At 63.4% G+C, this 12,677-nt stretch carries 13 protein-coding genes; all 13 read right to left on the reverse strand.

Annotation, left to right across the window (positions count from 1 at the left end; all coding sequences use genetic code 11):
- Positions 1–6 precede the first annotated feature (6 nt).
- The gene (locus tag BMZ70_RS06975; RefSeq protein WP_092271576.1) at positions 7–792 is read right to left on the reverse strand and encodes a TrmH family RNA methyltransferase; all 786 of its coding nucleotides are present in this window, start codon (positions 790–792) and stop codon (positions 7–9) included.
- Positions 789–1,409, reverse strand: coding sequence for a ribonuclease HII (gene rnhB, locus BMZ70_RS06980; RefSeq protein WP_092271578.1), 621 nt, complete (start codon positions 1,407–1,409; stop codon positions 789–791). The genes BMZ70_RS06975 and rnhB overlap by 4 nt, the downstream gene beginning before the upstream one ends.
- Positions 1,406–2,581, reverse strand: a complete 1,176-nt coding sequence (lpxB, locus tag BMZ70_RS06985) for a lipid-A-disaccharide synthase (protein ID WP_255372216.1) — start codon at positions 2,579–2,581, stop codon at positions 1,406–1,408. The genes rnhB and lpxB overlap by 4 nt, the downstream gene beginning before the upstream one ends.
- A complete protein-coding gene (gene lpxA / locus BMZ70_RS06990; protein WP_092271580.1) occupies positions 2,565–3,356 on the reverse strand; it encodes an acyl-ACP--UDP-N-acetylglucosamine O-acyltransferase in 792 nt (263 codons plus the stop codon). The genes lpxB and lpxA overlap by 17 nt, the downstream gene beginning before the upstream one ends.
- Before the next feature lie 5 nt (positions 3,357–3,361).
- Complete coding sequence (gene fabZ, locus BMZ70_RS06995) at positions 3,362–3,850, reverse strand: 3-hydroxyacyl-ACP dehydratase FabZ (protein WP_092271581.1); 489 nt, start codon at positions 3,848–3,850, stop codon at positions 3,362–3,364.
- Entirely contained in the window at positions 3,847–4,902 is a 1,056-nt protein-coding gene (lpxD, locus tag BMZ70_RS07000; RefSeq protein WP_092277640.1) for a UDP-3-O-(3-hydroxymyristoyl)glucosamine N-acyltransferase, read from the reverse strand. The genes fabZ and lpxD overlap by 4 nt, the downstream gene beginning before the upstream one ends.
- A gap of 28 nt (positions 4,903–4,930) precedes the next feature.
- Complete coding sequence (locus BMZ70_RS07005) at positions 4,931–5,455, reverse strand: OmpH/Skp family outer membrane protein (protein WP_092271583.1); 525 nt, start codon at positions 5,453–5,455, stop codon at positions 4,931–4,933.
- A 37-nt stretch (positions 5,456–5,492) separates the two neighbouring features.
- Complete coding sequence (bamA, locus tag BMZ70_RS07010) at positions 5,493–7,829, reverse strand: outer membrane protein assembly factor BamA (protein ID WP_092271585.1); 2,337 nt, start codon at positions 7,827–7,829, stop codon at positions 5,493–5,495.
- A gap of 30 nt (positions 7,830–7,859) precedes the next feature.
- Positions 7,860–9,218 (reverse strand): RIP metalloprotease RseP, encoded by a 1,359-nt coding sequence (gene rseP, locus BMZ70_RS07015; RefSeq protein ID WP_092271586.1) that lies wholly within the window; start codon positions 9,216–9,218, stop codon positions 7,860–7,862.
- Complete coding sequence (gene ispC / locus BMZ70_RS07020; RefSeq protein ID WP_092271588.1) at positions 9,215–10,408, reverse strand: 1-deoxy-D-xylulose-5-phosphate reductoisomerase; 1,194 nt, start codon at positions 10,406–10,408, stop codon at positions 9,215–9,217. Before ispC ends, rseP begins: the two co-directional genes overlap by 4 nt.
- A 13-nt stretch (positions 10,409–10,421) precedes the next feature.
- On the reverse strand, positions 10,422–11,261 hold the full coding sequence (locus BMZ70_RS07025) for a phosphatidate cytidylyltransferase (protein WP_092271590.1): 840 nt from the start codon (positions 11,259–11,261) through the stop codon (positions 10,422–10,424).
- On the reverse strand, positions 11,261–12,013 hold the full coding sequence (uppS, locus tag BMZ70_RS07030; protein WP_092271592.1) for a polyprenyl diphosphate synthase: 753 nt from the start codon (positions 12,011–12,013) through the stop codon (positions 11,261–11,263). The genes BMZ70_RS07025 and uppS overlap by 1 nt, the downstream gene beginning before the upstream one ends.
- 98 nt (positions 12,014–12,111) lie before the next feature.
- Complete coding sequence (frr, locus tag BMZ70_RS07035) at positions 12,112–12,672, reverse strand: ribosome recycling factor (RefSeq protein WP_092271594.1); 561 nt, start codon at positions 12,670–12,672, stop codon at positions 12,112–12,114.
- Between the last annotated feature and the right edge of the window lie 5 nt (positions 12,673–12,677).

Raw genomic sequence — 12,677 nt, forward strand, 5'->3', positions numbered from 1 at the left:
GTGTTCTTAAGCCTGATTCTGCCTTACTTGCTCGAAAAAGCAAACTGCCGCGCAAGCCGCGACGTTGAGCGATTCCACCTGCCCGAGGTGTGGGATCACCACTTTGTGCGAGGCCAGCGACAGCAGGTCGTCCGCCACGCCCTGCCCTTCGTGGCCGAACAGCCACGCGGTCGGCACGCGCAAGTCGACGTCGTACAGGCGCTGGGTGGCGTAGCCGCTAGTGGCCAGCGTCTGCACTTTGGCGTTGCGCACCAGCTCCGCGAGGTCAACGTTTTCAAAGATATCGAGCACGAAGTGCGCGCCCATCGCGGCCCGCAGCACTTTCGGCGACCAGCAGAATGCCGTGCCGGCGCTGCAGTACACTTGCTTGATACCCGCCGCCGCCGCGCTGCGCAAGATGGAGCCCACGTTGCCCGGATCCTGCACGCCGTCCAGCAGCACTGCCGACACGCTCACCGGCACCGTCACCGCGCGCTCCGGCGTGGCGATCAGGAACATCACGCCGACGCCGTGTTCGACCTGGCTGACCGCGTTGTACAGCGCATCAGGCAAGGCCAGCACGTGGGCGCGCTGCGCTTCCAGCTTGCCGATAATGTCCATCACTTCCGGATTTTGCAGCGAGCCTTCGCTCACCACGCACTGCTCCGGCAGGCCACGCAACTGCAAATAGGACTCGCACAGGTGCACACCGTCGAGCAGCGTGCGGCCGGCCTTGCGGCGCGCCTGCTGGCTGCCGGCCAGCTTGACCAGTTCCTTGTATTGCGCGTTGTCGCGCGAGGTAATCGTCTTCATTTGCCCACTCCCAGCAAGGCGCGCACCGGCGCGAACGAACGGCGATGCACCGGCGACGGGCCATGCTCGCGCAGGCGCTCCAGGTGCAACGCGGTGCCGTAGCCTTTGTGCTGGTCGAAGCAGTACTGCGGGTACTGCGCATGCAGCGTCACCAACGCGGCGTCGCGCGCGGTCTTGGCGAGGATGGAGGCGGCCGAAATGGCTTCCACCTTGTCGTCGCCGCCGACGATCGCGATGCTTTGCACCTTCATCACCGGGCAGCGGTTGCCGTCGATCAGGGCCAGCGTCGGCAAGGTGCTCAGGGCTTCCACGGCACGGCGCATGGCCAGCATGGAGGCCTGCAAAATATTCAGCTTGTCGATTTCCTCTTCCGACGCTTCGGCGATGGCCCACGCCACGGCGTGCTGCTTGATCAGCGGCGCCAGCATATCGCGCTTGGCTTCGTTCAGTTTCTTCGAGTCGCGCAGGCCCTCAATCGGCCGCGTTGGACAGAGGATGACGGCGGCCGCAAACACCGGGCCGGCCAGCGGCCCGCGTCCCGCCTCGTCCACGCCGCAGATGATTTCATCGGGCGATTCCGGCAAGTCGTCGAAGAGGCCTAAATTTTGGTTCTTCACTTTTGTCCTTCAATGACGCGCAGCACGGCGGCTGCGCTCTCCGCCGCGCTGTTGCGCAGCAGGCTGTGATGCATATCGGTGAAACGCTGCGCCAGCCGCAGGCGATGCGGCGCATCGCTGAGCTGCTTCCACATCGCTTCGGCCAGCGCTTCAGGGCTAGCGGCGTGCTGCAGCAGCTCCGGCACCAGCCATTCGCGCGCCAGGATATTCGGCAAGCCTATCCACGGCTGGTAGCCGAAGTGGCGCAGGATTTGCCATTCCAGTTCCATCATCTTGTAGGCGATGACCATCGGCTTCTTGAACAGCGCCACTTCCAGCGAGGCCGTGCCCGAAGCCACCATGACCGCATCGGCGGCGGCGATCGCGGTGTGCGACAGGCCGTCCAGCAGCTGGATCTCGACATCCTGCAAGCCGGCTTGCGCCACCAGCTGCTGGAAGTACGCCTTCTGCCGCTCGCCCGCCATCGGCGCGACGAAACGCAGCGTGCGGTCGCGCAGCTTGAGCAGCTTGGCCGCCTGCATGAAGGCCACGCTGTTGTACTTGATCTCCGACATGCGGCTGCCCGGCATGATGGTGACCACGTTGGCGTCTTCCGGCAGGCCCAATGCGCGCTTGGCGGCGTTTTCGTCCGGCGTCATCGGGATCAGTTCGGCCAGCGGATGGCCGACATAGCTAACCGGCACGCCGGCCTGCTTGTAGATCTCTTCCTCGAACGGGAACACCACCAGCATGTGCGATACCGCGCGGATGATTTTCTTGATGCGTCCACCGCGCCAGGCCCAGATCTGCGGGCCGATGTAGTGCATGGTCGGGATGCCGGCCGCCTTCAGCTGTTCTTCCAGCCCGAGGTTAAAACCCGGATAGTCGGCGCCGATAAACACCGACGGCCGCTCGGCCAGCAGCTGGTCGCGCAACTGGCTCTGGATGCCTTTCAACTCGCGGTAGCGCATCAGCACCGGCAGCAGGCCGCGCACGGTCAGCTGGTCCATCGGCCAGTGCGATTCGAAGCCGTGCTCCATCATCGCCGGGCCGCCAATGCCGTGGAAGCGTGCATTCGGCAAGTGCGGACGCAGGCCGGAAAGCAAACGAGCCGCCAGCATGTCGCCGGACGGCTCGCCTGCCACGAGGGCGATGGCGGGTTGCCCCGCCAGCGATTTATCGAACGATGCCACGGGACGCGGTATCGAGGAACTCGCGCATGGCGCGCATGTGCAGCGCCACGTCGGCCGGAACCGCCGCTTCTTCCGCGATCAGCGCCGCCTTGGCTTCTTCCAGCGTGTTGCCGGAACGGTAGATGATCTTGTACGCAGCACGGATGCCGTTGATCTGTTCGCGCGTGAAGCCACGGCGTTTCAGGCCTTCGATATTGACGCCGTGCGCCGCTGCCGGATTACCGTTCAACAGCACGAACGGCGGCACGTCCTGGGTCAGCGAGGTGCTCATGCCGACAAACGCGTGCGCGCCGATCTTGCAGAACTGGTGCACGTTGGCGAAGCCGCTCATGATGACGTAGTCGCCGATCTCCACGTGCCCCGCGATCTGCGCGTTGTTCGAGAAGATGGTGTTGCTGCCCACAACGCAGTCGTGCGCCAGGTGCACGTAGGCCGAGATCCAGTTGTCGTTGCCGAGCGAGGTCACGCCCTTGTCCTGCACCGTGCCGGTGTTGAAGGTGCAGAATTCGCGGATGGTGTTGCGGTCGCCGATGGTCAGGCGGGTAGGCTCGCCGTTCCACTTCTTGTCCTGCGGCGCGGCGCCGATCGACGAGAACTGGAAGAACTTGTTGTCGCTGCCGATGGTGGTGTGGCCTTCGATCACCACGTGCGGGCCGACCACGGTGCCGGAGCCGATGGTCACGTTCGGGCCGATCACCGAGTACGGGCCGATTTCTACGCTGTCGTGCAGCTCGGCCTTGCTGTCGACGACGGCGGTGGCATGAATTTTTGCCATGATGCTTAACCTGCAGGCTGCGAAGCGTCGGTCGCGCTGCGGATGGTGCACATCAGTTCCGCTTCCACCGCCACCTGGCCGTCGACCGAGCCGACCGCCTTGTATTTCCAGATGCCGCGCGCATTGCGCAGGATTTCAACGTCCATGCGCAGCTGGTCGCCAGGACCGACCGGGCGCTTGAAGCGCGCGCCGTCGATGCCGACGAAGTACACCACCGAGTTCTCGTCCGGTTTCAGGTTCATGGTCTTGAACGACAGCAGCGCTGCGGTCTGCGCCATCGCCTCGATCATCAGCACGCCCGGCATGACCGGCTTGTGCGGGAAGTGGCCGTTGAAGAACTCTTCGTTCACGGTCACGTTCTTGATGGCGGTGATGGTCTTGCCCTCTTCGTACGAAATCACGCGGTCGACCAGCAGCAGCGGATAGCGGTGCGGCAGGTAGGACTTGATTTCGCAGATGTCCATCGTCTTGGAGGAGGTTTCGGTAGTGGTCATGATTCGTCTTCTTCTGTTTTCGTCTTAATGGTTTTTTCCAGCGCGCGGATTTTATCGCGCATGCTCGGCAGGTTGCGTACGATGACGGCCGATTTTTCCCAGTCGGCGTTCTTCGCCAACGGGTAGAAGCCGGTGTACTGGCCCGGTTCCAGGATCGAGCGCGATACCATGCTGCCCGAGCCCACGTGCACCTTGTCGACAATGGTCAAATGGCCCAGCACCATCGCGGCGCCGCCGAAGGTGCAGTACTTGCCGATCCTGGCGCTGCCTGCCACGCCGACGCAGCCGGCCATCGCCGTGTGCGCGCCGATATGGCAGTTGTGGCCGATCTGGATCTGGTTGTCCAGCTTCACGCCGTCTTCAATAATCGTATCGGCCAGCGCGCCACGGTCGATGGTGGTGTTGGCGCCGATATCCACGTCGTCGCCGATGATGACACGGCCGGTCTGCGGAATCTTGATGTACACGCCGCCTTCGTTGGCAAAGCCAAAACCGTCGGTGCCGATCACCGCGCCGGAATGGATGATGCCGCGCTTGCCGATCTGGCAGTACGCATGGAAGGTCACGTTGGCAAACAGCTTGGTGCCCTCGCCGATCACCGCCTCGCGGCCGATGAAGCAGCCGGCGCTGATGACCGCGCCGTCTTCGATCACGGCGCCGTCTTCGATGACCACGCGCGGGCCGATGTGGGCCGATGGCGCCACCTGCGCACTGTCCGCCACCACGGCGGTGGCGTGCACGCCAGCCACTGGCACGATGGCCGTCAGCGATTCGAAATACTGCGCCGCGCGGGCGAAATACACATACGGATTCGGGACGACGATGCGCGCGCCGCTGTAGCCGGCCGCGATGAAGGCGTCATCGGCGGCCGACACGATCAGTGCCGCCGCCTTGCTCTGCGCCGCTTGCGCGCGCAGCTTGCTGTTGCTGAGAAAGCTGATGTGCGAAACGCCGGCATCAGTCAATGGGGCGATCCCGGTCACTTCCAGGTTCGCATCGCCCATCAACTGTCCGCCCAAGCGTTCGACCAATGCTCCTAGTCGAGTGCCCATCGGGTAGTCCAATCAGTTTTATTTGTCTTTATTTGTCTTTGTCCAAAGCCGCCAGCACCTTGTCGGTGATGTCGATGCGGTTGCTGGCCCAGACGGCGTCCTGCAGCACGATGTCAAAGCCTTCCACCGCCGCCAGCTGCTTGATGATCTTGGTGGCGCGTTCCGAAATCGCCTGGCGCTCTTCGTTGGTGCGCTGGCTGACGTCTTCGCGGAACTCGCGCTGGCGGCGCTGGTATTCCTTATCCAGCTCAAACACGTCGCGCTGGCGCTTGACGCGATCGGCCTCGGTCAGGGTCGGCGCATCCTTTTCCAGCTTTTCCGACGCGGTCTTGAGGCGGCCGGCCATGTCGGCCATCGCGCGCTCGCGCGACTTGAATTCTTCCTTCAGTTTTTCCTCGGCCAGCTTGGCCAGCTTGGACTCATTGTAGATGCGTTCAGGGCTGATCCACGCGATGCGCGAGGCCGAGGTCTGGGCCTGCACCGGCGCCAAGGAACACCAGCCCAGTGCAAGCACGGCGAGATATTTGCTCAGGGTTGCGGATGCAGTCTTCAACTTATTTCTCCGAGATAAAAATTAGTGCCCAAGATCATCAGAAACCGCTGCCCATCTGGAACTGGAAGCGTTCCAGGCGGTCGCCGGTCTTGGCGTTCAGGGGCTTAGCATAACTCAGTTTCAGCGGACCTACCGGCGAAATCCAGCTGATGCCCAGGCCGGACGAGTAACGCAGCTGCGACAGGCGCATTTTCTCGCCTTCCTGATAGACCTGGCCGCCGTCGATGAAGCCGAACCAGCGCAGGCTGCGGTCCTGGCCCGAGCCAGGGAACGGCAGCTGCAGCTCGGCATTGCCGATCAGGCGCGAAGCGCCGCCCAGGGCGTCGCCATAGGTGTAGTCGACCGCGCCCAGCGAGGAGCTGTAGTAGCCGCGCACCGAACCGATACCGCCGCCGTAGAAGTTCTTGAACACCGGGTAGCTGCTGCTGCCCAGGCCACGGCCGTAGTCGATCTCGCCCTTCAGGGCCAGCGTGACTTTCTGGTAGATCGGCTTGTACCACTGGTGTTCGTACACCGCGCGGTAGTATTTCTGCTGGCCGACCACGTCGATTTCCAGGTTGGCGCGCTGGTAGCGGCCCACGGTCGGCGTCAGCGACGAGTCGCGGCTGTCGCGCGCCCACGCCGCCGTCAGCGGCACCGCGTTGGTGGTGGCGGTGCCGATACCGGTGGTGGTGCCGTTGATGGTGTTGACGTACTCGCGGAAGCGGGTCGGCGAGGTGGCGTCGGTGGTGATCATCGAACGCTCCAGGCCAATGCCGAAGAACACGGTGTCCACTTCCGAGAACGGCACGCCCCAGCTGATACGGCCGCCGTGCTGTTTAATCGTGTAGTAACCGATGTTGACCGCAGGCGGTTTGGTGGTGCGCAGATACAGCTCGTAGCCGCGCGACACGCCGTCGTCGGTGTAGTAAGGGTCGGTCTGCGAGAACGAAATGGTGCGGCTGTACTTGGAGGTGTTCAGCTCCAGGCCCACGGTGGTGCCCGAACCGGCGAAGTTGGCCTGCTGGACCGCCGCCTGGAACGAGAACTTCTCCGACTGCGAGAACGCGCCGCCGATCTGGAAGTTACCGGTCGGTTTTTCGGTCACGGTCAGGTTGACGTCCACCTGGTCGGAAGTGCCCTGCGCTTCCGGCGTGTCGATGGTCACGTCCTTGAAGTAGCCGAGGCGGTCGACGCGGTCGCGCGACAGCTTGATCTTGTTGGCGTCGTACCAGCTCGATTCGAACTGGCGGAACTCGCGGCGGATCACCTCATCGCGGGTGGTGGTGTTGCCGGCGATGTTCATGTGGCGCACGTAGGCGCGCTTGCCCGGATCGATGAAGAAGGTGAACGATACTTCACGCTTGTCACGGTCGATGTCCGGGTTGGCGTTGACGTTGGCGAAGGCGTAGCCGAAGGTGCCCAGGCGATCCGAAATCAGCTTGTTGGTGGCGGTCAGCAGTTCGCCCGAGTAGGTCGCGCCTTTTTTCAGCAGCACCAGCTGGCGCAGCTCGTCCTCGCGGCCGAAGGTCTCGCCTTCGAACTTGATATCCTTGACGTTGTACTTCTCACCCTCGGTGATGTTGATGGTGATGTAGATGTCCTTCTTGTCGGGCGTGATCGACACCTGGGTCGACTCGATGTTCATCTCGATGTAGCCGCGATTCAGGTAGTAGGACTTGAGCGACTCGATGTCGCCGGTCAGCTTGGTCTTGGAGTACTGATTGGCCTTGGTGTACCACGAGAACCAGCCGCCGGTGTTCAGGGCCAGCTGGTCTTTCAGTTCCTTGTCGCTGAATACCTTGTTGCCGACGATGTTGATCTCTTTGATCTTGGCGACGTCGCCCTCGTCCACCGCGAAGGTGACGTTGACGCGGTTACGCTCGATCGGGGTCACCGTGGTGACCACCTTGACGCCGTACAGGCCATGCGACAGGTACTGGCGCTTCAGCTCTTGTTCGGCGCGGTCGACCGAGGCCTTGTCGAAAATCTTGGCCTCGCCCACGCCGATGTCTTTCAGCGCCTTGACCAGGGTGTCTTTTTCAAATTCCTTGGTGCCGGTGAAGTCCACCTTGGCGATGGCCGGACGTTCCTCGACCAGCACCACCAGCACCTGGCCGTCCTTCTCCAGCTTCACATCCTTGAAGAAACCGGTGGCGTACAGCGCCTTGATGGCGGTGATGGATTTGTCGTCGTTGAAGGTCTCGCCGACGCGAACCGGCAGATAGCTGAAGACCGTACCGGCTTCCGTACGCTGGATCCCTTCGACGCGGATATCTTTGATGACGAAAGGATCGATCGCAAGTGCGCTGCCGCTGCACAGCGCCAGGACAGCGGCGCCGATCAGGCTACGGCGCAAGGAAGTTGAAGTAATACGGTCAGAATATAATTTCATCGGGTTCAATGGCTAAATCAACGATAACTGCTACAACAACCGGGCCACGTCGTTAAAGACCGCCAGCAGCATCAAGGTCAGTAACAAACCCATGCCGAGACGCTGCGCAATCTCTCCGACGCGCTCCGGTACAGAACGCCCAGTTAAAACTTCCAGCGAATAATACAGCAAATGCCCGCCATCCAGAACCGGAATTGGCAGCAAATTCATTACACCTAAACTAATGCTGATGAAGGCGATAAAGCTCAAATAGCTCGCCACGCCCATTCGTGCGGTCTGCCCTGCATAATCGGCGATCGTGATCGGGCCGGTGACGTTCTTCAGCGAAGCCTCGCCGGTGATCATTTTGCCGATCATTTTCAGCGTCATCGCACAGGTATCCCAGACCTTGGCGACGGCTTTGCCGAGGGCCGCAATGGGGGACGATGGCACGTTAATCATATCGGGCTGCAGCGCGACGTAAGCGCCGATCTTACCGACTGTTACAGTTCCTTTGCCGGATTTTGCCTGCTCCGCTTGCGGCGCCGCGTCGAGGACCAGCGGCTGGCCGGCGCGCAGCAAGGCCACTTGCACGGTCTTGCCGGCCGAGGCGCGGATGATGTCGATGAAGGCGATGCCGTCGGCAACGGGCGTGCCGTCGACTGTGGTCAGCAGGTCGCCCTCGCGCAGGCCGGCGCGTTCGGCCGGGCTGCCAGGCATCACCTGCTGCACCACCGGGGCCGGACGCGATACGCCCACGCCCAGCTGCGACGGCACGTCGTCTTCCAGATCGAGGCCGGCCAGCGCGGACGCCGGCACGGTGGCCGACACGCGCCCTGCTCCCGGACGTTCGGCCGCAATGCGGATATCGTGTTTGTCGATGGCCGACTGGATGAACTGCCAGCGCAGCTCCGACCACACCTGCACCGGCTGCTCGTTGACGGCGGTGATCACGTCGCCGCTTTGCAAGCCGGCTTGGGCGGCGGCCGAACCGGCGGCGCGCACGCTGATTTTGCTGCTTGGCTCTTCGATGCCGTGCATGAACAGGCCGGCGAACAGCACGATGGCGATCAGGAAGTTGGCGGCCGGGCCGGCGGCGACGATGGCGATGCGCTTCCACACATTCTGGCGCGTGAACTCGCGCTGCAGGTCCGCTTCCGGCAGGCCGGCAAGCTCGCCTTCACGCGCGTCGAGCATCTTGACGTAGCCGCCCAGCGGCAACGCCGAGATGGCCCACTCGGTCTGGTCCGGCCCGAAACGGCGCGACCACACCACCTTGCCCATGCCGACCGAGAAGCGCAGCACCTTCACGCCGCACCAGCGCGCCACCAGATAATGCCCCAGTTCGTGGAAGACGATCAGGGAGCCGAGGCAGACGACGAACGCCAGCACGGTTTGGAGGAAGTTCATTTTGCCAGTCCGGCGATGATGGCTTCAGCAGCGGCGCGGGCGGCGGCGTCTTGCGCCATCACCGCTTCGATGCTGTGGGCGGCGCCGTGCGGCAGCGTGTCCACCACTTGGGCGATCACACGGTCGATCTGGCGGAAGCCGATTTTCAGGTCGAGGAAGGCCTGCACCGCCACCTCGTTGGCCGCGTTCAGCAGGGCCGGTGCGGTGCCGCCTGCGCGCAGCGCGTCGAAGGCCAGCGCCAGGCATGGGAAGCGGTTGAAGTCCGGCTTCTCGAATTGCAGCGTGGCGATCTGGGTCAGGTCCAGCTGCGCCACGCCGGAAGCGATGCGCTCCGGATAGGCCAGCGCGTGGGCGATCGGCGTACGCATGTCCGGGTTGCCCAGCTGCGCCAGCACCGAGCCGTCGACGTAGGACACCATCGAATGGATCACCGACTGCGGGTGGATCACCACTTCGATCTGGTCGGCGGGAGCGCCGAACAGCCAGTGGGCCTCGATCACTTCCAGGCCCTTGTTCATCATGGTGGCCGAGTCGACCGAGATCTTGCGGCCCATCGACCAGTTGGGGTGCTTGCAGGCCTGCTCCGGCGTTACCGCGTCCAGCGTGGCGACGTCGCGCGCCAGGAACGGGCCGCCGGATGCGGTCAGCAAAATCTTGGCCACGCCGGCCGCCGCGTCGCGCACCGCCGGCACGCGGCCGCCGAACTGCGGCATCGACTGGAAGATGGCGTTATGCTCGGAATCGATCGGCAGCAGCACCGCGCCCGATTCCTGCACCGCATCCATGAACAGCTGGCCGGACATGACCAGCGCTTCCTTGTTCGCCAACAGGATTTTTTTACCGGCGCGGGCGGCGGCCAGCGTAGGTGCCAGGCCGGCCGCGCCGACGATGGCTGCCATCACGCTATCGACTTCCGCTGCGCTGGCGATGGCGCACAGCGCCTGCTCGCCCCACTCCACTTCGGTGCTCACACCGGCCGCGCGCAGCAGCGCGGCCAGGCGGTCGGCGGCGGCGGCGGTGCCGACCACCGCGCGCGCTGGACGGAACTGCACGCACTGCGCGGCCAGTTCATCGACGCGGCCATGCGCGGACAAGGCGTAGACGGCATAGCGCTCCGGATGGCGCGCCACCACATCCAGCGTGGATACGCCGATGGAACCGGTGGCGCCTAAGACGGTAATACGTTGCATGATTAAGCTACTTTCAGAGCCAGGACGCGACCAGCGCCGCCATCGGCAGCACCGGAATCAGCGCGTCCACACGATCGAGCACGCCGCCGTGGCCAGGCAGCAGGTTGCTGCTGTCCTTCATGCCGGCGCGGCGCTTGAGCGCGGATTCAAACAGGTCGCCAATGACCGAGAACATCACGATCACCAGCAGGATCAACAGCGTCAGGCTCCAGCCAAAGCGGGCGTGCAGCTTGTAGGTAAAGGTGTCTTGCAGCCACGGAGCGGCCGAATCGGCGAGGATCACCGACAGCGCGGCAATCGCCAGCACGGCAATCGCGCCGCCAATCGCGCCTTCCCACGACTTGCCCGGCGAGATGGTCGGCGCCAGCTTGCGCTTGCCGAAGGCCTTGCCGGAGAAGTAGGCGCCGATATCGGCGATCCACACCAGCACCATCACCGACAGCAGGAACAGCGGCGAATGCAGGTACAGGCCGACAATCGCGAAGAAGCACGCAAACACGGCAAAGGTAAAGGTGATGGCCAGCGACCAGTTGGCCGCGCCGCCCAGTTGCGGCAGGCCCAGGCCCAGCGTTGGCGCATAGCGGATGATCCACAGCAGCGCGGCCACGCCGTACAGCGCGTTGACCGAACCCGGCTTGGCGGTGTACATCAGGCCGACGAACAGCGCGCCGCCGATCACACCGGCCACGCGGGCCTTGCCTTCAGCGAGGCCGAACAGGCGCGCGCCCTCCCACACGGCGGCGCCGACAAACAGCGTCACCACCAGGGCAAACGCGGGGAAATAGTTGAAGAACAGGACCGGCAGCAGCACCGCCAGTAAAGCAACAGCGGTAATAATCCTCGTTTTCAGCATCAGTTTGTCTTTTCAGCCAGTTGCGCGCCGGTACGGCCGAATCGCCGCTCGCGGTGCTGGTAGGAGGCGATCGCCTCGTCGAGACACTCGGCGGAAAAGTCCGGCCAGTAGGTGTCGGTGAAGAACAGCTCGGTGTAGGCAAGCTGCCACAGCAGGAAATTGGAAATGCGCTGTTCGCCGCCGGTGCGGATGAACAGGTCGGGCTCCGGCGCGTAGGCCATCGCCAGGTGAGGCGCCAGTTGTTCTTCGGTGAAGTCGGTCATGCCGGGATGGGCCTTGACCATCTGGCCGACGGCCTGCATCACGTCCCAGCGGCCGCCGTAGTTGGCGCAGATGGTGACGGTCATGCGGGTGTTGGCGGCGGTCTTGCGCTCGGCGGCGGCAATCATGCCTTGCAGCTTTTCATCGAAGCGCGACAGGTCGCCCACCACTTTCAGGCGGATATTATTGGCGTGCAGCTTGGAGACTTCGCGCTCGAGCGCGGTGACGAACAGGCGCATCAGCAGCGACACTTCCTCCTCGGGGCGGCGCCAGTTTTCCGAGCTGAAGGCAAACAGGGTGAGGTATTCGACGCCGCGGCGGGCGCAGGCTTCGACCACGGCGCGCACGGCTTCCACGCCCTTGACGTGGCCGCCCACGCGCGGCAGGAAGCGCTTGGTGGCCCAGCGGCCATTGCCGTCCATGATGATGGCCACGTGGCGCGGCACGGCGGGTGCGTCTGGAACCTCGGTAGTCGAACTCGTATATTTCATGAAAACGTTGGTGCCAAAGTATAAAGTATTGCAGGTGTTGGTCGAAAAAACAAGACGCCAGCACGGCAGTTGCTGCCGTGCTGGCGTCCTTGCTTTTTTTACACCGTCAGAACTTCTTTTTCTTTCTCGGCCAGCATCTTGTCGATGTCGGCGATGGCTTTGTCGGTCAGCTTCTGGATCTCGTCGGTGCCACGGCGCTCGTCGTCTTCCGAGATGGCCTTATCCTTGACCAGCTTCTTCAGGCCCTCGTTGGCGTCGCGACGGATGTTGCGCACGGCAACCTTGGCGTCTTCACCTTCGCTCTTGACCAGCTTGACCATCTCCTTGCGGCGCTCTTCCGTCAGTGCCGGGGTCGGCACGCGGATCTGGTCACCCTGGGACGATGGGTTCAGGCCCAGGTCGGAATCACGGATCGCCTTCTCGATGGCGGCGGCCATTTTCTTTTCGAACGGCTGCACGCCGATGGTGCGGGCGTCGACCAGGGTCAGGTTGGCGACCTGGTTGATCGGGGTCGGGTTACCGTAGTAATCGACCATCACGCTATCGAGGATGCCGGCGTGGGCACGGCCGGTACGGACCTTGGCCAGGTCGCCGCGCAGGGTTTCCAGCGATTTGACCATGCGCTCTTGCGCGCTCTTTTTAACGTCAGCTACGGACATTGCTG

It is taken from the genome of Duganella sp. CF402, assembly GCF_900109645.1.
Classification (GTDB): domain Bacteria; phylum Pseudomonadota; class Gammaproteobacteria; order Burkholderiales; family Burkholderiaceae_D; genus Rugamonas.

Bases quoted from the DNA above. Each gene is read 5' to 3' on its own strand.
- ispC (WP_092271588.1), bottom strand. From the start codon at position 10,408: ATGCAACGTATTACCGTCTTAGGCGCCACCGGTTCCATCGGCGTATCC.
- lpxA (WP_092271580.1), bottom strand. From the start codon at position 3,356: ATGGCAAAAATTCATGCCACCGCCGTCGTCGACAGCAAGGCCGAGCTG.
- bamA (WP_092271585.1), bottom strand. From the start codon at position 7,829: ATGAAATTATATTCTGACCGTATTACTTCAACTTCCTTGCGCCGTAGC.
- rseP (WP_092271586.1), bottom strand. From the start codon at position 9,218: ATGAACTTCCTCCAAACCGTGCTGGCGTTCGTCGTCTGCCTCGGCTCC.
- fabZ (WP_092271581.1), bottom strand. From the start codon at position 3,850: ATGACCACTACCGAAACCTCCTCCAAGACGATGGACATCTGCGAAATC.
- BMZ70_RS06975 (WP_092271576.1), bottom strand. From the start codon at position 792: ATGAAGACGATTACCTCGCGCGACAACGCGCAATACAAGGAACTGGTC.
- lpxD (WP_092277640.1), bottom strand. From the start codon at position 4,902: ATGGGCACTCGACTAGGAGCATTGGTCGAACGCTTGGGCGGACAGTTG.
- uppS (WP_092271592.1), bottom strand. From the start codon at position 12,013: ATGAAATATACGAGTTCGACTACCGAGGTTCCAGACGCACCCGCCGTG.
- frr (WP_092271594.1), bottom strand. From the start codon at position 12,672: ATGTCCGTAGCTGACGTTAAAAAGAGCGCGCAAGAGCGCATGGTCAAA.
- BMZ70_RS07025 (WP_092271590.1), bottom strand. From the start codon at position 11,261: ATGCTGAAAACGAGGATTATTACCGCTGTTGCTTTACTGGCGGTGCTG.